Annotated in this window: 19 protein-coding genes and 1 pseudogene; 5 read left to right on the top strand and 15 right to left on the bottom strand. The window is 62.0% G+C overall.

Annotated elements, in window-relative coordinates; translation table 11 throughout:
* Positions 1-4: 4 nt before the first annotated feature.
* The 11 genes and pseudogenes from QFZ91_RS29490 to tssB all read right to left on the bottom strand — a co-directional run.
* A pseudogene (locus tag QFZ91_RS29490) lies at positions 5-58 on the bottom strand (hypothetical protein); the annotation flags it as partial.
* Between the two features lie 74 nt (positions 59-132).
* Complete coding sequence (gene tssI, locus QFZ91_RS29485) at positions 133-2,019, bottom strand: type VI secretion system tip protein TssI/VgrG (RefSeq protein WP_429569309.1); 1,887 nt, start codon at positions 2,017-2,019, stop codon at positions 133-135.
* Between the two features lie 99 nt (positions 2,020-2,118).
* Positions 2,119-2,742, bottom strand: coding sequence for a hypothetical protein (locus QFZ91_RS29480; RefSeq protein ID WP_429569308.1), 624 nt, complete (start codon positions 2,740-2,742; stop codon positions 2,119-2,121).
* A gap of 36 nt (positions 2,743-2,778) precedes the next feature.
* Entirely contained in the window at positions 2,779-3,078 is a 300-nt protein-coding gene (locus QFZ91_RS29475) for a hypothetical protein (protein ID WP_429569307.1), read from the bottom strand.
* A 13-nt stretch (positions 3,079-3,091) separates the two neighbouring features.
* Positions 3,092-6,094 carry a type VI secretion system ATPase TssH gene (gene tssH, locus QFZ91_RS29470; protein WP_429569306.1) on the bottom strand — a complete coding sequence of 1,001 codons (3,003 nt, stop codon included), beginning with the start codon at positions 6,092-6,094 and terminating at the stop codon, positions 3,092-3,094.
* 82 nt (positions 6,095-6,176) lie between these two features.
* Positions 6,177-7,193, bottom strand: a complete 1,017-nt coding sequence (gene tssG / locus QFZ91_RS29465; protein ID WP_429569305.1) for a type VI secretion system baseplate subunit TssG — start codon at positions 7,191-7,193, stop codon at positions 6,177-6,179.
* Positions 7,157-9,046, bottom strand: coding sequence for a type VI secretion system baseplate subunit TssF (gene tssF, locus QFZ91_RS29460; RefSeq protein WP_429569304.1), 1,890 nt, complete (start codon positions 9,044-9,046; stop codon positions 7,157-7,159). Before tssF ends, tssG begins: the two co-directional genes overlap by 37 nt.
* A 5-nt stretch (positions 9,047-9,051) precedes the next feature.
* Complete coding sequence (gene tssE / locus QFZ91_RS29455) at positions 9,052-9,555, bottom strand: type VI secretion system baseplate subunit TssE (RefSeq protein WP_429569303.1); 504 nt, start codon at positions 9,553-9,555, stop codon at positions 9,052-9,054.
* A gap of 78 nt (positions 9,556-9,633) precedes the next feature.
* Positions 9,634-10,137 (bottom strand): Hcp family type VI secretion system effector, encoded by a 504-nt coding sequence (locus QFZ91_RS29450; RefSeq protein WP_368595961.1) that lies wholly within the window; start codon positions 10,135-10,137, stop codon positions 9,634-9,636.
* A gap of 112 nt (positions 10,138-10,249) precedes the next feature.
* Complete coding sequence (tssC, locus tag QFZ91_RS29445; protein ID WP_429569302.1) at positions 10,250-11,743, bottom strand: type VI secretion system contractile sheath large subunit; 1,494 nt, start codon at positions 11,741-11,743, stop codon at positions 10,250-10,252.
* Positions 11,744-11,751: 8 nt separating this feature from the next.
* Positions 11,752-12,297, bottom strand: coding sequence for a type VI secretion system contractile sheath small subunit (gene tssB / locus QFZ91_RS29440; protein ID WP_429569301.1), 546 nt, complete (start codon positions 12,295-12,297; stop codon positions 11,752-11,754).
* A gap of 391 nt (positions 12,298-12,688) precedes the next feature.
* Here tssB and QFZ91_RS29435 point away from each other — a divergent pair, with 391 nt between their 5' ends.
* From QFZ91_RS29435 to QFZ91_RS29425, 3 genes are read left to right on the top strand one after another with little or no spacing between them, the layout of a single operon-like run.
* Entirely contained in the window at positions 12,689-13,687 is a 999-nt protein-coding gene (locus QFZ91_RS29435; protein WP_429569300.1) for a hypothetical protein, read from the top strand.
* Positions 13,684-14,574, top strand: coding sequence for a c-type heme family protein (locus tag QFZ91_RS29430; protein ID WP_429569299.1), 891 nt, complete (start codon positions 13,684-13,686; stop codon positions 14,572-14,574). The genes QFZ91_RS29435 and QFZ91_RS29430 overlap by 4 nt, the downstream gene beginning before the upstream one ends.
* A gap of 26 nt (positions 14,575-14,600) precedes the next feature.
* Complete coding sequence (locus tag QFZ91_RS29425) at positions 14,601-16,007, top strand: serine/threonine-protein kinase (RefSeq protein ID WP_429569298.1); 1,407 nt, start codon at positions 14,601-14,603, stop codon at positions 16,005-16,007.
* A 31-nt stretch (positions 16,008-16,038) separates the two neighbouring features.
* On the opposite strand, the gene QFZ91_RS29420 is transcribed toward QFZ91_RS29425, so the two are convergent.
* The 4 genes from QFZ91_RS29420 to QFZ91_RS29405 form a co-directional block, all read right to left on the bottom strand.
* Positions 16,039-16,887, bottom strand: coding sequence for an anti-sigma factor (locus QFZ91_RS29420; protein ID WP_429569297.1), 849 nt, complete (start codon positions 16,885-16,887; stop codon positions 16,039-16,041).
* 135 nt (positions 16,888-17,022) lie between these two features.
* Complete coding sequence (locus QFZ91_RS29415) at positions 17,023-18,093, bottom strand: catalase family peroxidase (RefSeq protein WP_429569296.1); 1,071 nt, start codon at positions 18,091-18,093, stop codon at positions 17,023-17,025.
* Positions 18,071-19,018, bottom strand: a complete 948-nt coding sequence (locus tag QFZ91_RS29410; protein WP_429569295.1) for an anti-sigma factor — start codon at positions 19,016-19,018, stop codon at positions 18,071-18,073. Before QFZ91_RS29410 ends, QFZ91_RS29415 begins: the two co-directional genes overlap by 23 nt.
* Positions 19,005-19,565, bottom strand: coding sequence for an RNA polymerase sigma factor (locus QFZ91_RS29405; RefSeq protein WP_368595952.1), 561 nt, complete (start codon positions 19,563-19,565; stop codon positions 19,005-19,007). The genes QFZ91_RS29410 and QFZ91_RS29405 overlap by 14 nt, the downstream gene beginning before the upstream one ends.
* 851 nt (positions 19,566-20,416) lie before the next feature.
* Here QFZ91_RS29405 and QFZ91_RS29400 point away from each other — a divergent pair.
* Together QFZ91_RS29400 and QFZ91_RS29395 are read left to right on the top strand one after the other, a co-directional pair.
* Positions 20,417-20,587: a hypothetical protein gene (locus QFZ91_RS29400; protein ID WP_429570974.1), complete on the top strand. Its 171-nt coding sequence runs from the start codon at positions 20,417-20,419 to the stop codon at positions 20,585-20,587.
* Between the two features lie 59 nt (positions 20,588-20,646).
* Positions 20,647-20,865, top strand: a complete 219-nt coding sequence (locus QFZ91_RS29395) for a hypothetical protein (RefSeq protein ID WP_429569294.1) — start codon at positions 20,647-20,649, stop codon at positions 20,863-20,865.
* Positions 20,866-21,251 lie beyond the last annotated feature (386 nt).

Raw genomic sequence — 21,251 nt, 5'->3', positions numbered from 1 at the left:
ACGCATCGGCGCAATAACCTGCGTCTAGCAGCGCCTGAACGGCCGCGCGCGCCGTCATCGAAGGCCGCAGGCAGGCCCGAGCGCGCGCGGAAAGCCGCATCTGGCCCGCTGCTTCGAGAATCGGCGGCGTGCTCATAGGATCATCGGCGCCGCGCCGCCCAGTACCGCCGTGGCGGTCCCGATCAACTGCAGGTTGGTGGACTGCACGAGACAGTCGGCCTCGGACTCGATTTCCATCGCCGCAATCGAGCTCATGTTCAGATTCGCTTTCGAGTTGATCTCCATCGCGAGACCCGATGCCATTGTCACGTTCATCTCGCCGTTAAGCGTGATGTTGGTGCCCTGAATCGCAATCTCGCCGGTGCTGTTCATCGTGATGCTTGCGAGTCCTGTGACGAGCTTGATCTGGTTGCCCGCGGTCAGTGTGTAGTTGTGCGCGACCTGCACGTCATGGTCGTGCTCCGACTCTTCGCGCAGATCCTTTTGCGCATGAATCAGCACCTGCTCGCTGCCCATCCGGTCTTCGAAGCGGATCTCGTTGTAGTCGTCGCTGCCGCCGCCCTCGTGACTGCGACTTTTCACGCCGCTCTGGGTCTTGTTCTCTGGCAGGTTGTACGGTGGCATGTTGTCGGCGTTGTAGACACTGCCGATGATGAGCGGCCGGTCCGGATTGCCGTCGAGAAAGCTGACTACCACCTCCTGCCCGACGCGTGGAATGAATTGCGCGCCCCAACGCTTGCCGGCCCACAGCTGCGCGACGCGCACGGGGCAGGAGTTTTGCGCGTTGGGCTTGCCCGGACGGCTCCAGAAGAACGTGACCTGCACCCGGCCGTATTTGTCGACGGCTATGTCCTCGGGCGTATTGCCGTAGACCACCGCGGCCTGCAGACCAGCAATGACCGGACGCGGCGTGCTCGGCATTGTGCGAAACGGCTGACGGCTGCGGAGCACCTTGAAGTCGCACTCGAACGGCGTTTCACCATCGTCACCGCCGCCACCCGTCGAGTAGTCCGGCTCGACGAGACGCGTGACCGTTTCGATCACCATGTACTCCTGATTTGCATCGACAAGCGGAAAATCCTTGAGCGTGAACAGCGCCCCCGTCGCGAGACCGCAGGCATCGGTTCGCCCTGAGCTCATCGCGAGCGGCACGTTCAATGCGTCCGCGCGCACCTGCGCATACCGCTGCCCGTCGGACAGACGCTCGTCGAAGCCGACGTAGTCGTACCCGTAGTCGTAGATGTCGAGGCCACTTACGCCGTGCGCGTCCTCCATATCGGTCAGCTCTTCGGTGGCGAGGAGTGACGCTTTCGGCTTCAGATAGTCGTAGTCGTCGAGCTGCACCTTCGTTGTATTGACAGCGCGTGAGCTTGTCCAATCACTGATCGAGGCCTTCATGCGCTTACCGTGCTCGATTGGCGGCGCATACGGAATCTGCTCGAATCCTGGCACCGCCGAGTGCGCGCCGAGCGAATCGGCCAGCACCATCGTGTGCGTGCTCTGCGTATGCGTGAAGAAGTAATAAATGCCCTCCTGCTCCATCAGCCGGCTGATGAAGTCGAAGTCGCTTTCGCGGTACTGCACGCAATAGTCGCGCGGCGCATAGTTGCCGCTCAAGCTGAGCTTCACATCGCTATAGCCGATGTCGTTCAGCACCGACTGGATGATCTGCGGCACGCTCATGCTTCGATAGATGCGGCAATCGCGCTTGCGCGTGGTCAGCCACGGCTTTGGCACAAGCGTGAACGCGTAGACCGCATGGCGCACGTTCTCGATATTGACGAAGCCGCCTTGCTCGCCCTCGCAAACAATCGCATTGAAATAACGCGTGTAGCCTTGCGGCGTGACGAGCTTCACCGTCATCGGCGTTCCCAGCAGCGAGCGCAGATCCACTTGCGGGTTCTTGCTGATAGCTTCGAGCCGCCAGGCAAAGAGCCGGCCGAGCGATTCGGTCGCGGTCATGTTGGCGAACAGGAGACTGCTACCGAGACTCGAAGTGAGGGTGATTGCGTGGGCCATGAGGTGCTCTGTCGATGGGTTGCTGTTGCGCTTCAGAAAACAGAACAGCCAGCGGGCCCGGCCTATTCCCTCCGGGTACGCGACGACGACCCGGCCGGCTCAATGAGGAAAGACGTTGGCGTTCAGCTGGCTCTTCCACGCATCGAAGTTGCCCGGGTCGTAAGATACCTTTTCCGCCTGGAGGTCCTGCCTGATCGCGAGAAGCCACTTTCTGACAAGCCCCGTGAGCTCGCCTTTGATGAACTCCGACAGCTCGACACATCGCCCGCGGCGAGCATTTTCGCTCGCGGGCGTTCCCTCCAAACTCGACCCTTGTTTGACATACGATTCCTGCGCCGCGACATCCGATCCGGCATTGACCAACTGACGCCAGTTTTCCATCGGATCGTCAGCGGCAACGGCCATCGCCCACTTCATGACTGCGGCTTCAAAAGCGGCAGAAGCCCTACCGAAATCCTGCGAGTTGCCATCGTTGGCGATGACGGGACGGTCGTCCTGAGTGGCACCGATCAGCGCTATTTTTTCGTGATCCCTGATTTGCCTGAAGAAGTGATACGAATATTTGTACTTCGATCGAAGCACGGCTTCAGCGTCGGCTACGTTCGCACCGCTGCCATTCACGGCATCGAGATCCCGGTCATTGCCGTAAAGCGCCAGAATTTTCTTGAACGCACCGAGAATAACCTTGTCGAAACGGTTAAAAACGTGATTGCCTTTTGCCATCGTGCACTCCGCGCAGGGGTGATCAGCCGCAGCCGGCTACAGCTCATTGACGATTGACGCGTACTTCGCGCCTACCGTGTTGGGGCCGAGCCCGCGGAAATAGATCAGGTAGTCGTCCTTTTCGAGCGGTCTCCAGTTGGATGTGTAGTTCCCGTTGACGTCGAACCGGCCGAATCGCTTCGCGACATGGTTGTAGGCCTTGAAGACGATTTCGAGCTTGTTCAGGTCGGCGCTCTTGCTGTCATTCCTCAGCACCTCTTTCATGACGCGCTCCACGAGCTTCGACCTGGCGGCCTCCGAAGTCAGCGCCACCACTCTGGTCAGTTCGCGATTCATCCGGGTGCCACCGTCACCACCGAGCTTGAGCGCGTCTATCAAGCAATCGCGTGCTGCGGTGCCGGGATTGCTCACGTGGTTGTAGTCCGTGAGCATGATCTTCGCGCCGTTGTGAGCATAGGCAAACAACGTAAAGTTCTTCGAACGGAAGTAATAGGTATGGACTCCTCCTCCGCTGTCCGCATAAGTGACCTGCGTCTCGTGCCCTGCATTTTGCTCCCGGTCCACCTGGCGAAACTCGGTCAGGAACCGCGAGTAAGCATGCGGTTTGAGTTCGAGCGTCAATGTTGTCGTCACGTCGGTTTACTCCACTGTGGACTGTGGATAGCTGCGAGTCGGGCTGTACATTCGCCGCGAAGCGATACGCGAATTCGCCGTCCGTCACGCCGACGTCCACGCGCGCGACGTCCTCGCCACGAATCATGCGATCGAGAAACTCGCGGCTTATTGCAGGCAACATGGTGTTGGTCAGAATCGCGTCGATCATCCGGCCGCCCGATTCGCTTTCCGTGCAACGGCTCACGACGAGTTGCACCACGGCGTCGTCATAGGCGAAAGGCGCGTTATAGCGATCCTCGACACGTCGCTTGATGCGCTCCAGCTGCAGCTTCACGATCTTCGCGAGCATCACAGGGCTGAGCGGGAAGTAAGGGACCGGCACGAGGCGGCCCAGCAACGCGGGTGGGAACACATCGAGCAGCGGTTCGCGCAACGCCGTGGCGAGCGCGCCGGCATCCGGCGTCCGCTCTGGGTCATTGCACAACCGGGCGATCACATCCGTGCCCACGTTGGTCGTCAGCAGGATCAGCGTGTTCCTGAAATTGATCGAGCGGCCTTCGCCGTCATCCATCGCGCCCTTGTCGAAAACCTGAAAGAAGATTTCGTGGACATCGGGATGCGCTTTCTCGACTTCGTCGAGCAGCACGACCGAGTAAGGCTTGCGTCGTACGGCCTCGGTCAGCACGCCGCCTTCGCCATAACCGACATAGCCGGGCGGCGCCCCCTTGAGCGTGGAAACCGTATGCGCCTCCTGAAACTCGCTCATGTTGATCGTGATCAGGTTGTGCTCGCCGCCGTACAGCGCTTCGGCCAGGGCCAGCGCGGTCTCGGTCTTGCCGACACCCGATGTGCCGGCCAGCAGGAATACGCCGATGGGTCGATCGGGGTTGTCGAGCCCGGCCCGCGATGTCTGGATACGCCTCGCGATCATCTCCATCGCGTGGTCCTGGCCGATCACGCGCTCGCCCATCAGACTAGCGAGGTTCATCACCGTCTTGAGCTCGCTGCGGACCATCCGTCCGACCGGAATGCCGGTCCAGTCGGCGACGACCGAGGCAACCGCCTGATAGTCGACGTTCGGCAGTATCAGCGGGTTTTCGCCCTGCCGCTCGGTAAGCTGCGCCTGCAGTCGCTTCAGCTCCGCCAGCGCCTCTCCCCTCGTGTGATCGTCGAGCGCGGGCGGCGCACCCTCGCCTCTCAGGCGCGAGCGTAATCCGAGAATCTGCTGAACCAGCGACTTCTCGTCGTTCAACGCGGCGTCCAGTTCCCGCAAACGCTGTCTTTCCATTTCGAGCGCTGCCGAAGCCTGCGACTCGCGCGCCTGCACTTCGATGCCGACGCTTTTCTCGCGCGCGATGATCGCCTGTTCGGTCTTTAGCGCCTCGATCCGCTTGCGGGCGTCATCAATTTCCGGCGGTACTGCATGCTGGCTGATCGCAACGCGCGCGCACGCGGTATCGAGCAGGCTCACGGCCTTGTCCGGCAATTGGCGCGCAGGAATATAGCGATGCGAAAGCTTGACGGCCGCTTCGAGCGCTTCGTCGAGAATCTGCACACGATGATGCTGTTCCATTACGCTCGCGGTGCCGCGCAGCATCAGGACGGCCTTTTCTTCGCTGGGCTCGTCAACCTGCACGGGCTGGAAACGCCGCGTCAGCGCCGGGTCCTTTTCGATGTGCCTGCGATATTCGGCCCACGTGGTCGCGCCGATCGTGCGCAGATTGCCGCGCGCAAGCGCGGGCTTGAGCAGGTTCGCCGCGTCGCCGGTGCCCGGCGCGCCGCCTGCGCCCACCAGCGTATGCGCTTCGTCAATGAACAGAATGATGGGCTTCGGCGAGGATTGCACTTCGTCGATCACCTGACGCAGACGGTTCTCGAATTCGCCCTTCATACTCGCACCGGCCTGCAGCAGGCCAATGTCGAGCCCGCGTACCTGCACGTTCTCCAACGGCGGCGGCACGTCGCCCCGCGCGATGCGCAGCGCAAATCCTTCGACCACGGCTGTCTTGCCGACACCCGCCTCGCCAACCAGCATCGGGTTGTTCTGGCGCCGGCGCATCAGCACGTCGACCAGTTGGCGAATCTCGATGTCGCGTCCAACGACGGGATCGATCTTGCCGTCGCGCGCGTGCGCGGTCAGATCGACCGTGAACTGCTGCAACGCCTGCTGCTTGCCCAACTGGGCGGGCGCGATTCCAGCGCCGCTTCCGGCGGGTGCTTCGGCGCCGGCGAGAAAGCCGTCCGTGGCGCGCTGACCGCTTTCGGGCGAGCCTTCGACGATCCCCTCAAAGTTGTCGACGAGGGTCTCGACCCGAAGCTCGTCGAATTGCGCCGACACCTCTAGCAATGCGCGGCGCAAATGCCGCGTGCGCAACAGGCCAACAATCAGATAGCCGGTGCGCACCTGACTCTCGCCGAACAGCAGCGTAGCGAATACCCAGCCACGCTCGACCGCTTCTTCCACCTCGGCGGACAGATCGGAGATGCTGACGCTGCCACGCGGCAAACGTTCAAGGGCGGCCGTGACGTCTCGCGCGAGGTGCGAAGCATTCAGGCCGAAATGCCTGACGATGCGATGCAAATCCGAATCCTGTAGCTGCAGGATCTGATGAATCCAGTGTGCCAGTTCGACGTATGGGTTGCCGCGCAGCCGGCAAAACACGGTGGCGCTTTCGATGCCCCTATAGGCAAGCCCATTCAGCTTGCCGAACAACGCGCCGCGACTGATGTCTGCCATGATTTCAATCCTGTGTGACCGTGAGGCGGCCGCAAGGCCGCCGGTTCAGTTGAACAATGCGCGAGTCTGCGTACGCCGGCCTTCATTCGACCGGTCTGAACACGACCTCGTCCGCGTCGCCGGGTTTCGGATAGCGGCCCATCCACGTGTTGAAGCCCATGCTGCCGCCCTGCCCCAGATGCGTTAGCGGAACTTCCTCTTTCTTCAGCACGAGTTGCACGTCCCAGCCCCGCTCCTCGCCCACGTACAGCTTGACCGCGGCCACCAGTTGCGGGAGCGTGTCGCCGCCCGGAAGAAAGCGATTGAACTCGTTGCGGGTCAGCGGCCCGACACGCAGCCGGAAGCGCTGCTGCGCGCCACGCACCTGTGCACCTAGCAATGCATCGCGGCCTAATGCCGCCATGCTCTTTCCGATGTGAAAACGCGCGTCCCGGGGTAATTTCATCCACCCGGCGACAAACTCGATCACGCCCATCTGCACGCCGAAGTAATGCTCAAGAAAACATTTGAGCCCCTCGGCATTGCGTGCCTGAGGCACGAGCCGCCCGGCGAAGAAACGCTTGTACTGATCCGGCAGCGCATCGCGCCCGTCGAGATGCGGCGTAGCGATGCCGATCAGCGCACCGATCCATGTGCGAAACCGGTCGTCTTCCGGGCGGTCCATCTGCACGGTGGGCTGCGAATCAGCCCACGCGCGATAGAAGAGGCTCAGCATCCGGTGATGAAACACGTTGGCGAACGCGATCAGCGTTGGGTCTTTCGCATTCTGCTCGCGCTCGATCGCGTGTTCTGTGAGGTGCTGCGGCAACGGTCCGTGCGGCCCGAATAAGCCGAGAAACAATCCGACCACGCGCGCCGGCCGGCCGTTTTTTTCCGGCTCGAATCGCGCGATGCTGCGCGATGGGAACTCCAGCGTCGCGGCATGCGCGAGACGCACGGGATCCTCAGCCGGCCGGGTCGAATGACCGAGCCGCGGCCGCTCGGGATAGCCGCATTCGAGGCGGCGCATGGCCTCGAAAAACTCGAAATCCCGGGGGCTCGCATGCAACGCCGCTGCGAGCGTTACAGGATCGGACGCTTGCCGAGCTTCGCGGGCCATCGGGCCACCTCATTTCGTTCGAGCGTGCGCAACACCGTCTCAGCGAACGAATTCAGCGAGACGTAGCGCGCAAAGAAATGCTGCAATACCGACGCGAACAGGAATGCACCGCTGCCTTCGAACGCGGCGTCGTCGCAGGTCAGCGTAATCTCCAGCCCGCGTCCGTACGTGACCGGCCCAGGCACCGGCACGCGTCGTGTGACCGGCTTCGCCGCGACATGCTTGACGCCTTCGATCTGCCGCCGTGTCGCAGCGTCGAACGGGTCGTGGTACAGGCCCAGCATTTCGCGCAGCGCCGCAGCGCCCGTTTCTCCCTCTTCGTCGAGCAGCGACAGGTAGTTCAACTGCAAATGACTGATCAGGCGCCAGGCGGATTCGCCGTTCGCCACCGGCGCGCGAGGCCGGGTCGGTCCGGCTACACACCGAATCGACGAAACGGGCGCGTCGGTGTCGAGCGTGAAATCGGTGTATGACTTGCCCACTGGCATATGCAGCGGTAAATCACGATTCGTGCACAGGAGCCGTAGCCCAAGCTGGCGCAGTGTGGTCGCATAGGGCGCGTCGTTGGCATCCACCAGTGCGATGAACGTCTCGCTGCCGCCGTAGCTTGAGCGCGCGCCGCGCTGCCTCTGGCGACCGGACAGCAGGCGCGGCTCGCGGCGCAACGTATAGAACGTCGCCTGCGGACTGTGCCAGTTACGCGCGGTGCTGTCGTAGAACGGCAGAAAGCTTTGCTCCGGCTCCTGGCGATCGCCGTAGCCCTGCACTTCCAGTACGCTATGCACTTCGAAATCCATCGGCCGGGTGCGGTCACCGAGGACGTGATATTCGGTTGCGCCCTGTTGCAGATGAATGCGGTCCGAACGTCGCTGGAACAGGTTGACGGCCGGTGTGCAAAACAGCCGAAAGTTGCCCGCGTCGATCGCGTTGTGGAGCCGCGTCGCACTGCGCTCGAGCCACACCACGATCTCGAACTCGTTGCTCCGCGAACACGCGAGCGCCGCTCGCAATCCGGTGAACTCCGCAAACAGGAAGCGCTCCGGACAGGCGAAGTATTCCTGCAACAGCCGGTAACCGCTGAACGAGCGGCCGCCGTAGGGCAGCATCGCGTCGTCTTCGTCGAAGCCCTTGGCGCGCAGCGCCACCGCGTGATGGTGGATCTCGACGGTTTGCCCATCCTGCGCGGCCGTGCGCACCGTATAGCCGGTACGGTTCGCGATCAGCTGCTCGTACAGCAAACGCGGCAGATCGCCGGCGCCGGCGAGAAAAACCGGCAAAGCGTCGAGCGCGAGCGTGTTCACCGCCACACCGGCCAACGTTCTGAACTTCAGGCGCAAACCCGCGCGTACCTGGCCCGCTTGCGCCGGCGGCACGAGTTCCGCGGCGGCAAGCGCCGCGGGCGTGTCGAAGTATCTCGCCTCCGCAATGGCGAGCGGCCACAGCCTCACGTCGTGCGCGGTGCGGTATTCACATGCGGTAGGCTCGCCGAAGCCGATGAGGCTGCGCAAGACCGTGTGCCGCGCGACCGGATGGCCTGCTCCGGCCAGATCCTCCGCCTGATCAGGATGCAGTTGCACGACGGCCATCGACGGAACCGGCGTCAGGTAATGCGGGTAGATCATCTCCAGCAGATGCTGCGTGAACACCGGATACTGCGCATCGAACTTCAGTTGCACGCGCGCGGCGAGGAACGCGAAGCCTTCGAGTAAGCGCTCGACGTACGGGTCCGCGCAATCCAGGCCGTCCATGCCGAGACGGCCGGCGATCTTCGGATATTCGCTCGCGAACTCCGCGCCCATTTCCCGGACGTGTTGCAGCTCGCGATTGTAGTAATGCAGGAGTCGTGGATCCATGACGTTCAGCGCAAGCGTTGCGACACATGAAACTCGCCGGTCTCGAGATCGACGTCAGTGCGCAGATAAAGGGCGAGCGGCATCGGCTGGGCCCACATGTCCGCTTCGATCACAAACTGCAGAGAACGGCCGTCCATGCGGGTGTCGTCGATCTCGACGCTGACCTGAACGGTACTGGCAATCAGGCGTGGCTCGAAGTCGAGCAGCGCCGAGCGGATACGGTTCTGCAGCCCCGCGACGTCGATACCCGAGTGCGCTGTACCTACAAGATCAGGAATTCCGAAGTTCAGCGTGGAATGGCGCACGTGGGGGAATCCGGTCAATTCTTCGCCGCTCCATTGACGCGTGCAGTTGAGCAGCCACGCGATGTCGCGCGTAACGTATTCGCGCAAACGCGCAGCCGTAATGACTCGCTGCTCCCGGCTCTCCTGGTGCTGCGCAGGATCGAGATCGGTCAGACGATCAAGCAGCGACGGCTGCAGACGTTCCTGGGGCATCAGTTCTGCCATGACGTGCGCTTCCTCAACAACGTGTCTCGAACACGGGAAAGCCGGGCAAAGGGCAAACGGCCCGCCGCCGAGGCCTGCTTACTGCTTGGCGACCTGCTGGATATCGAAAGTGAAGTCCTTGGTGCCGCCGTTGGCTTTGCCTTCGTCGTCCTGCGGCTGGAACGCATACTTGAATTTGCCGAAGTGCAACGTAACGTTCTCTGTGAGCCGCTCGTCGCCACCGCTGCCGCCCGTCGATACCGACGTGATCAGTACACCCTCGCTCATCTCGATGGTGAGGAAATCGGTCTGCTGACCGGTTGCGTTGGTGACGTACAGATACGCGTCGTCGACGCGCGCACCCGTGCAGCAAGCGTTCAACAGTGCGTTCGAGCAACTGTCGATGTACTTCGTGATGGTGATGTCCTGAATGTTGGCCTTGCCTCCTGCCGCGTAGCCCGCGCCCGTGTGCAGGTTGCCCGTATTGCTGACGCCCCACGACCACGCGATGATCGGAACCTGGTTCTTGTGCTTCGAATGGTTGGAAGCCCCCTGGATCGTGACCGTTCCAGAACCAAATTTCAGGTGCATATCGAATGACATAGTTACCTCTATATGTGAGCCAGAATGATGTTCTCGCCGTAGCGGTGAACGATCGGGACCGGAACGCTCCCGCTCCGGATGCTTGCCTGCAAGCCCAGGTCCGGCAGACGCCTCAAGCCGCCTGTGCGGACGGCAGACGCGACACGAGGCGCAGCGATACCGTCAGTCCTTCGAGCTGGTAATGCGGTTTGAGGAAAAACTTCGACGTGTAGTAGCCGGGATTGCCTTCGACTTCTTCGACGACAACCTGCGCAGCAGCCAATGGCTTGCGTGCCTTGCTTTCTTCGCTCGAATTCACCGGATCACCATCGACGTAATTCATGACCCAGTTCGACAGCCAGCTTTCCATCTGTTCGCGCGTGCTGAACGAGCCGATCTTGTCGCGCACGATGCACTTGAGGTAGTGCGCGAAACGGCAGCACGCGAACATATAGGGCAATCGCGCAGACAGATTCGAATTCGCCGTGGCCGCGGGATCGTCATACTCTTCCGGCTTCGCGACCGATTGCGCGCCGATGAATGCCGCGATATCCGAATTCTTGCGATGCACGAGCGGCATCAGCCCCATCTTGTCGAGTTCCGCCGAGCGGCGATCGGTGATCGCGATCTCGGTCGGACACTTCATGTCAATGCCGCCGTCGTCGCTCGGGAAGGTATGCACCGGCAGACTGTCGACCGCGCCGCCCGACTCCACACCGCGAATGCGCGTGCACCAGCCGTAGTATTTGAATGAACGGTTGATGTTGACCGCCATCGAAAATGCCGCGTTTTGCCACGTGTACTTCGCCGAATCCGCGCCTGCGGTGTCTTCCTCGAAGTCGAACGCATCGACCGGGTCGGTCTTCGCGCCATACGGCAGGCGCGCGAGCGTGCGCGGCATCGTCAGCGCGAGATAGCGCGCGTCGTCCATTTCGCGCAGCGACCGCCAGCCGGCGTAGTCCGGCGTCGTGAAGATCATCGAGAGATCGCGCTTGCCCGACAGTTCGGTCCAGCTTTCCATGCCCAGCAACGTCGAATCCGCCGCCGAGATGAAGGGTGCATGCGCGGCGGCGGCAATCTGCGAAATGCCGCGCAGCATTTCGACATCCTGAGGACTGTGGTCGAAATAGTAATCGCCGACGAGGCAACCATATGGCTCGCCGCCGAGCTGGCCATATTCTTCTTCATAGATGCGCTTGAACACGGGACTCTGGTCCCACGCAACGCCCTTGAAGCGCTTGAGGTTTTTCCCCAGTTCCTGTTTCGACACGTTCACCACGCGGATCTTCAGCATCGGGTCCGTTTCGGTGTTGGTGACGAGATGATGCAGCCCGCGCCACGAGCCTTCCAGCTTCTGGAAATCCGCGTGGTGCATGATGGCGTTCAACTGCTCGCTGAGCTTGCGGTCGATCTCGGCAACATACGCGTTGATCGTCTGCATCAAATCGTCCGAGACGATGTGCGAGTCCTGCAGCACTTGTGCGGCAAGGGTGCGCACCGCTGATTCGACTTCTTCCTTCGCGCGCTCGTTCTTCGGCTTGAACTCCTTGCTGAGGAGCGCGGAGAACTCGCTGGCTTCGCTCACTGCGTCTTCAACATCCTGCCCGATCTGCTTCTGGATCTCCATGATCGCGCTCACTCCTGTCCGGATTCGGTGTCGGCCGCGGCGTCGGTATCGGCATCAGCGGGCTTCGGCGCCGCGCCCAGCGATTGCAGGAGCGCGGGGTCCTTGATTGCCTGCGCGATCAATTTTTCCGCGCCCGCCTTGCCGTCCAGGTAGGTGCCCAGGTTGGCGAGCAGTGTGCGCGCCTCCAGCAGCTTTGCAAGCGCGTCCACCTTGCGCACCACTTCGGCAGGCAAAAAATCGTCCATGCTTTCGAAGCTGATATCGACGCCGAGCTGGCCCTCGCCTGTGAGCGTATTGGGCACGCTGAAATTCACGCGTGGTTTGATCGACTGCATGCGACTGTCGAAGTTATCGACGTCCACTTCCAGCGCCTTGCGCGCTTCTATCGGCGGAAGATCGTCAACATTTGCACCGGACAGGTCCGACAGCACACCCATCACGAACGGGATCTGCACCTTCTTCTGCGCACCGTACAGCTCCACGTCGTACTCGATCTGTACGCGCGGAGCCCGATTGCGCCCAATAAACTTCTGACTGCTCTGCTTCGTAGCCATTTCGTCGATTCCTCAGGTATCCGTACAGTTATATGAGATCGCCGATCCGCGAGGGTCCTTCGATCGACTCGAAGTGTTGGCGGCGGGTCATTCACCATCCATAACAGCGCAGCGTCGCGATCTATTCCATATGCTTCGTAGGTACCGCGAATTGGCTCCGGATCACGCTTGTCGTCATCTTCGCAAACCAGAACAGCTGAGCGCGGCGCGATATTCCGTGGATGTTGCGAGTCGGGGCTGTGTTTCGCCTGCGATGCCCTGGGTTCGTCACTAGGTGGGATGCGCTTGACCGCGGCATTCGTCTGAAATCCGGAATAAAACTGCGACGCGGCTGTTTTGGTAATACCCGCGCGATTCAACGCGCTGCGTTCACTGTGCGTCGTGATAGGAAATGCTCCGCAAAGCTCATTCGTTGATCCTCAGACCGCTCAAGAGCCTCATACCGTTCGCGTTGCTGCTGACCACGCCGTATGCCAACGCGGCGTGGAAACTCGTGCAGGCCGACACGCCCGTCACCGTCATTCATGAGACGGGGCTGTATCTGGCCAATGGCGGACAGCGCTTCGCACTTGACGACATCGTCCAGACGCCAGCGAGCGGCGGCATACAGATTCAGGACGGTGCAGGCGATAGCGTCGCGCTGGGCCCCGCCACTCGCGTGCTGCTGATGAGGGACGCGCGCATCGCGTTGCTCGGTGGCTGGGTGAAGGTGCAACACACCTGCGATACCCAAACGGCCTACTGTGCGGCACCCGTGATCGAGACCGCACGCACGGCCATCACGCCAGCCGACGGCAGCGCGCTGGTGATCGCCGCAACGGCGGCGAATTATCAGACTCCCAACGCGCAGGACACGACGGCCCTCGCCACCGACGCCGTGTTCTGCGAGAGCGGCACGGTCAGCATGCTCGGCATCGGCGGCTCGCGAAGTCACGCTACTCCCGTCAAGCTTGACGCGCATCGCTTCGCTACGCATTCCACCGCGAGCGACACGATTACTGTGTCGGCACGACTCGACCCGGCATTCATCGCCGCGATGCCGGCAATGTTCCGCGATGTGCTCCGGGTTCTGCCGATGCCGTCCCCTCTACGCAACGATCCGCCGGGCAACATCCGTCCGGTCGCGTACGACGACGTATCGGACTGGCTGGAGAGCGGGCTTGCAGCGCGCGGGTACCCTTCGACGCGCTTTACGTCGCGCTTTCGCGCGCGCCTGGCCGACCCTGCTTTTCACCGCGCCGTAGTGCAGCACATTCGAGATCTGCCGGACTGGCGTCCGCTTGTCTTTCCGCCGCCACAACATGCGGTGATACGGAGCACAGCGATTCAGACTCGGTCCGCCTATCTATCCAGCTACTCCAGCTACTCATCCGGCCCGCTACGCCCATGAAGCTCTCGCTCGCCATCAAGTTCAATCTCGTGTTCATCGCGGTCTTCGCGATCGGACTAACGGCAATCGGTTTCGTTGCGGATCGGGTGCTGCAACAGCAGGCGCTCAACGAAACGCGTCACGATGCCGACGTGCTGCTCAGCGCCGCCTCCGCCATGCAGAACTACACGGCCCAACACATCACGCCCCTGCTCGCGACGCAGATCAAGTATTCATTTGTGCCGGAGTCGGTGCCGGCGTATTCGGCGATCGAAATGCTGAACTCGCTGCAGAGCGCGTTTCCAAACTTTTCGTACAAGGCGACGATGCTCAATCCCACCAACCCGCGCGACCGGCCAACCGATTGGGAAAATGAAGTCATCACGCATCTGCACGATCATCCGGAATTGAAGGAAGCAACCGGAGAGCGCCGCACGCCGGGTGGCGACCAGTTGCTGTTTCTCGCGCATCCGAGCCGCATCACCGACACCGCTTGCATGCAATGCCACAGCACGCCGTCTGCGGCGCCACCCACGATGCTCGACAAATACGGACCGGCCAACGGTTTCGGCTGGACCATGAACGACGTGATCGGCGCGGAGTTCGTGTCGGTGCCGATGTCCGAATCGATTGCGCGCGGCCACGTGGTATGGCGTAGTCTCATGCTGTCGCTAACCGCGGTGTTCGCGGTGGTGCTCGTCGTGCTGAACGCGATGGTGCATTTTCTCGTCACGCGGCGTTTGCAGATGTTGTCGCGCGCCGCAGACGAAGTGAGTCTCGGCAAGCTCAGCGACGTCGAATTGCCGGCAGGTGGCAGCGACGAAATAGCCTCGCTCGCGGTGTCGTTCGGACGGATGCGCACGAGCCTCGTCACCGCGTTCGAAATTCTCGAAGAGCACCAGGAGTAAGGGGGCCGCCTATCGTGAAGGACGCCATGACTTCGCGCCCCGCCACGACACCCGCACAGATCGGCCGGTACCGGATCGAGCGCGTGCTCGGACGCGGCGCCATGGGCACGGTCTATCTCGCGACCGATCCGCACATCCAGCGCCAGGTGGCGCTCAAAACGATACACGCCGCGCTGCTGAACGACGGACAAGCCACGGCGGGACCAACCCACACTGAACTGACCGCCCGCTTTCTCAACGAAGCTCGCGCCGCAGGACGGCTCGTGCACCCTCACGTTGTCGGCGTGTTCGACTATGGAGAGGCACAAGGCGTTGCTTTCATCGCGCTCGAATATGTGCGTGGCGAAAATCTCGCGCAACGGCTCGCGCAGCACGCCCGCAACGGCGGCACGATACCGTTGATGGATGCGCTCACGTGGTTCGCGCAATTACTCGATGCGCTTGCGTATGCGCACGAACTTGGCGTGATCCATCGTGACATCAAGCCCGCAAACCTGCTGATCGCCTCACGCGGCGAATGCAAGGTGACGGACTTCGGCATCGCACAGCTCGATACGGGACGTCTGACGCAAGCGGGCACGATGATCGGCACACCAAGCTATATGTCACCGGAGCAGTATGCGGGCGGAGAGATCGATGCACGTAGCGATCTGTTTTCCGCCGGCGTCGTGCTATACGAAATGCTGAGCGGGCATTGCCCGTTCACCGGTGCATCGGCGGCCGTCATGCATCAGGTGATCAACGAGATGCCGCCACCTCCGTCGACGCATGCCGCGTGGCTGCCCGCCGAACTCGATGCCATGGTACTGAAGGCAATCGCCAAACGGCCTGAGGACCGGTTCGCGTCCGCACAAAGCTGGCGCAACGCTTTGTTGACCTTGCAGCACACATTGATGGCGCGGCTCGACCCCAACCATACCGTCGTGCGTGGGGGGCCGGCGCGTGAGGCGTTCGCGCCGCCAGCGGCCAGCGCCGCGGCTGGTTGGCCGCCGGAGTTTCTGGCTGAAGTGGAGCAGCGCCTCGCGAGCCATGTCGGACCGGTTGCATCGCTGCTCGTGCGGCGCGCTGCATCGCAGGCGAGCGATTCGCGCGCCCTACTGGAACAACTGGCGCGCCATTTTTCCGGCGAGTCGGCGCGTCGTGAGTTCGATACGCTGATCAAGCAGCATACTATCGCCTTAGCCGATGGCTCCATGCGAGGCGCGATGTCTGCTGCGGATGCATCCGCAGCGTGCGCGCCGCTCGATTCCCGGCAGGTCGAAGTCGCTGTACGGAGGCTCGCATCGCACGTCGGCCCGATCGCGCGCATCGTTGTCGAGCACGCCGCGCGTGGCGCGGACACGGCGACCTTCCGCGCGCGATTGGCCGAAGCGCTGCCGACGCAGGCGGACCGAGCGGCCTTTTTGCGCGCCCTCGACGATCTGCAGCCTTGAGCCGTGGGGAGCCGACGAAAAGGCAACGCAATCAGATCAGCGCGTCCACGCTGCTGTTCGTGATCTGTTGCGCGATCGACTGGAGATCGACCGAGTCCGGCTTGCCGATCAGCGCGAACGCCAGATCGTTTTGCCGCCACGATACGACGGTCATGCCGTTCAATTGCTGTTGCGCAATTGCCTTGTCCGGCCGCGCGTCTTTCATCACGCACAGAGCGACGGGCGCGCCGTCGGCGGGCAGATAGACGATCTGGACCAGCGGCTTGTCGTTGAAACGCAGGCGCGAGACTCCCTTGAACGACAGCCCCGCCGCCTGCAGATCCGGCACTCGCAACGCAACGCCGTCGACCTGCCGGATCGCCGCAACGGTTCTCGCGGAAGCTTTGAGGTCGGGCGTGATGTCGGCGACGGTATCGCGCGTGAAGAGCCGTTGATAGTCGACCGCCGCGCGAATCCACGGCGACGCCTCGCCCGATGCGACGGTCGTCGCACCCCCGCCCCCGCCGCCCGGCATGCCCAGCAACGCGGGGCCGAGCCGCAGCGCGAGGCCCGCGCAAAACGCTCCGGCGACAAATGCCGCGGCGAGCCACAAACGCGCCTGCGGCTTTCGTGACCGCACGGGCTGGCTAGCTATGGGGTTCGATTGCGCGAGCCGTGCGGCGCTCGCCATGGCGTCGATCTGGCGTTGCAATTCGACCGGCAACGGCGGCAGTTTCTGCGCTGCAAACGCCTCGCGATAAGGGAGTTGCGACGCGCGCAGCAATTTGACGCTCTCCTGCAATTCAGGTGAAACGGCGAGTTCTTTCTCGATCGATGCAGTCTCGGTCGGGCCGAGGTCGCCATCGACATACGCCATCAATCTGCTGTCGTCGGGTCTCATAGGTCGCCAGGCTGAAAGGAAATCGAGCGTGACCGGGATTCGCCCGCACTCGTCTGCACCAGGCAGGACGGGCACCGCTCGTTGGTCGTCAAGTCTCTATGATAGTCCGGGTTGCACGTTCTTCCCAGGTCGCACTCAGTGGCGATTCCCCCCGGCAGCGGCCTCTTCTTTCGTTCGGCGGTCGAACGAGACACCATATGCCGACGAACGTGCTACGAGCAACGGGTCGGCGGATGGCACGATGCCGTCGGGCAGAATGGTCGGATCGAACGAAATGTCGCGACATGGCCCATCGATCTGCGTTTGCGCGCGATCGATCACGACCGTGCCCGCGTCGATCCGCTCGCGTTGCGGCGAATCGTTCCATTGCTGCGTCGAATCGTCGATCGGATCGCCGGGCATCGCCACGCTCAGCACCAGATGCCAGCGCAACGGCCCCTTCGCGAGTTGCATCACCAGATCGTGCGACAGGAAATCGGGATCGATTTGCGCGCGTGCTCCGACAGGACGCCAGGGGCTGTCCGGCACCACGTCCCAGCGGACGAAACGCTTCACGCCACGCGCATCGGTGGTCTGGAAAGAACTGATACCGTAATAGGTTGCATTGCTGAAGCGGGACGATGGCGGGTGCGAACGGACCCATTCCATAAACGCACGGGCCTCCGGATGGCCATCGAGAAACGCCTGCACTTTTGCGGGATTGGCGTGGCCGGTTCGTGGATCCGACGCTTGCGCACGCAGCTCATCAAATAGCGCCTGCGGCGTGCGCACCACGAAGATCGGCGCCGAATTCATCGCGAGGCGCCACTGTTCGCCGTGCGGCAGCGCAATGCGCAGCGCAAAGCTACGCACCATGCCATCGTCGTCGTCCTCTTGTGGATTGCTGCCCGGTATCGACAGGCGCCCGACGATGGCGTAGCTGCCGCGTTCGAATACGCTCGCGCGCGAAAGCTGTGCGCCGGCGCCGTTGCTGTCGAAATGTCCGGTGACGCAAATACCTTTCGCATGATTGCGCCGGAAGCCCGGATGCGGCGTCGACGTCGCCTCGAATGCATCAACGATGCGCTGTGCGGTCAGGCCGGGCGCGAGCCATCCCGCGCACCAGGCAAACAGCGCGGCGAGCAGCGCGGGCACCGCGAATACCGCGAGCCAGCGCACCGCCAAACCGCGGCCACGCCGCCGATCAGGACAACCTGGCGTATTCATTTGCGTCGTTGCGGCCGATGGTGGTCGACACCTGCCCGTCATATAGCTGCTTGCCCAGCGCGTCGAGATCGAGGCCGCCGTGCTCGCCAATCAGCGCATAGCCGAGTTGGCCCCGCCGCCACGCCACGACATCCATCCCTCCGACACGATCGCTCGCGGGCACCGCATCGGCTTTCGCCTCTTTCAGCACGCATAGCGCGACAGGGGCGCCGTGCTCCGGCAGGTAGACGATCTGAACGAGCGGCTTGCCCCGAAAATTCAGGCGCTGCACGCGCTTGAACGAGAGCCCCTGACTCCGCAGATCGGGGATCTTCACAGCCAGGCCGTCGTCCCGGCGGATCTCGGCGACGGTTGCAGCGGTCGCGCGCAGGTCAGGCTGCAGCGAGGCGATAGTGTCGCGTGTGTAAAGCTGCTGATAGCTGACGGCCGCAGTAATCCACGGCGACACGCTCGAATCGTTTGACTCCGTCATGATTGCGCCGCCTGTCAATTGAGGCAACAGACGGTACGCGAAGCCGCAGCAGACGGCGCCCGCGACAAACGCGACCGCGAGCCACGGCAACGAGGCGCGCGGCTTCGGTCGATGGAGGTTGCCGCCGGACGCGAGCCATGACTCGCCTGACTCACCACCGCCGGCAATATCAATTGCATGGATTGCAGTGGCGTCATTGACCGCCTGAGGAGCGCGTGCACCCGCCAGATGCTGGCGTAACAGTTCGTCGACGTTGCGGCGCAAGGTCTCCGGCAGCGCCGGCAACGCCTGCCTGCTGAACGCTGCCGCGTACGGTAATCGCGACGCTCGCAAGGTCGACATATGCAACGACAGGTCGTCCGACTCCCGGATCGCACGCTCGACATGCGTGCACTCGTCCGGCGGTAATGCTCCGTCGACGTAGGCTAACAGGGTGGCGTCATCGATCATCATCGGACTGCTCGCTGTGGGATGACCGCGCAGTCGTTGCCTCGCGGTGACCGAATCGCGTCCCAATAGTCTGCCGGGCGCGCGACAGCCGGCTCATGATCGTGCCGATCGGCACACCGAGCGTCTCGGCAGCCTCGGCATAGCTCATGCCCTCGACGGCCACCAGCAGCATCACTGTTCGTTGCGCCTCGGGAAGCCGCTCGACTGCCGCGATGATCTCGCCGTGCAGCATATTCTCTTCCGGCGTGCGCGCACCGGGATCGGCGACGGTCTGCAGAAACTCGTCGTCCCAGTCCATGCTCGAGCGGTTGCGCACATTACGCGCTCTCAGTTCGTTGATCCAGGTGGAGTGGACGATGGAAAACATCCAACTAAGGGGAGATGTGCCTGGCTGCAACTGATCGGCGCGCTCCAGCCCTCTAACACAGGCGCGTTGGAGAAGGTCCTCGGCGTCATGCTGGTTGCCGCTCAGGCGCAACGAGAACGCCCACAATCGCGGCAGCATTCCCGGCAGCAGACTGGGCAGACTCTCATCCTCTGCTGTTGACATGATTGACTGGCTGATAACCGATGAAAGACGGTCGGACAGGCCGACGAAAGACTGGCCGCACCGGGCCGAGCGGCGACGTCTGTATTGTGCAACGTCCGGAAAAATTTCGCAGATGGCGACGATCGCGGCCGACCCGGTCGAAAGATTTGGGCCGTCGCAGCGCGCGGATGCGGGCGTAACAGTGGGCTACATGCCCAATACGAGCAGAAGTTATCATTTCACTCTCCTTGCGTCTTCGTCAATGAATGCACTAATGGCTTTCAAGGTCAATGATGCAGCGTGTAATTTACCCACGCCCACCGAATCCACGCGGCATTCCCCCACATATTGAGACTGGCATCAACGCCAGCAGCCCCGGCATGCTCAACGTAACGTCCGAATCGTCCTGCAACCTTCATCGTCCCCGACATGAGGTATTCGTCCGACTACCGCTACTCAATCCAGTCCAGTTAACGGAACGGGAGAACACTCGCGAAATATAAATCCGTCGAGCTCTGCCCCTTACACACGTGTCAGTTTTGTCGTTCAGCCTAAGTCGCCAATACCCTGCACCTGCATGGTGATGGATCCTCCAGAGCAGGTAGCCCGGCGTGTGACGCTTCTTCAATAAGTTTTGCAAACGAAAACTATCCAGAACTTGCAACCGAATCTGTACCGTCAACGTCGCGGTCGCCGAATCCGGGTTCAATGATGGGACTGGCGCGCGATTGCGCCCGATCTTCCTCAACGGCGGATATCGCTAACGCGCTTGCATGGGTCTGCACACCCGTATCGCTTCGAGAAAACCAGCGATTTTTCGGGGCAATGGCTCGGACGTGGAATAGATCGCGAACTCTTGTTGTTCTAGAGGCGTGGACAGCATTCAGAAATTCATCCCGCGCCCGATGGGCCTCATACCGCTCGTCCATCGCAAGGACTCCGATGTGGCCGCTTTGATCGGCGCGCAGTCGGTCGCCAAACCGAATGAGTACGACGATCCGACGGCCACCACCAACTCCACCCTCTCGGCGCGTTCGTCGTAAATATTTGCCTGCTGCCGCTTCGCGCATTACCTGAGGGGCATCAGCGCGGAGCGCACTGTGTGAAAACCTCCGAGACGCGAACCATGGCTGCCGACCGCAACGTTTTGCCTCGCCTGAGTTCCACCTTCGATGAATGGCTGCGCACCACCTCACGCGCGATGCACGTGCGCAGCGCTAGCCTGAAGGCTTTAGAGTGGTCCTCTCTCTACCTGGAAACCGTTGGATACAAGTCCAGCAGCAACGATAACTTCGTCAGCGCCTTGATCAAGCCCGGCTAAGGGCTTGATTATCTAAGGCGTGAGCTCGATCGACCATCCGCAGAGTACTTCCTTCAATTTTTCCCGAAACGCCGATGGCGAATTGAGTGAGGCCGCACTAGCTCTCAAGATGGCAAGCCACGGCTGTTCCTCTCAGCGGCGTCTCCGGATTTTCCACGCCGTCTCTCTCTCGTTGCACGACGGGCAAAGCCACACGGGAATAAAGATTCGTTGGCGATTGTTTTAGAGAAGCAGGCCGATGACCCTCCGGCGAGTGCCCGGAGAGCATGTCCATTATCGATAGTGGGGCATGAGGACGCGAGATACGGCTCAGTTGCCAGCGGGCCCCTATCACGGCCGGCGTGCATGCGGTTGTTCTCAGGCATTCCACGGAATCTGAAATTTAG

Origin of the sequence: Paraburkholderia sp. JPY419 (assembly GCF_050435705.1) — a bacterium.
Taxonomy (GTDB): domain Bacteria; phylum Pseudomonadota; class Gammaproteobacteria; order Burkholderiales; family Burkholderiaceae; genus Paraburkholderia; species Paraburkholderia youngii.
This window is presented reverse-complemented; position numbering and strand designations above follow the sequence as displayed.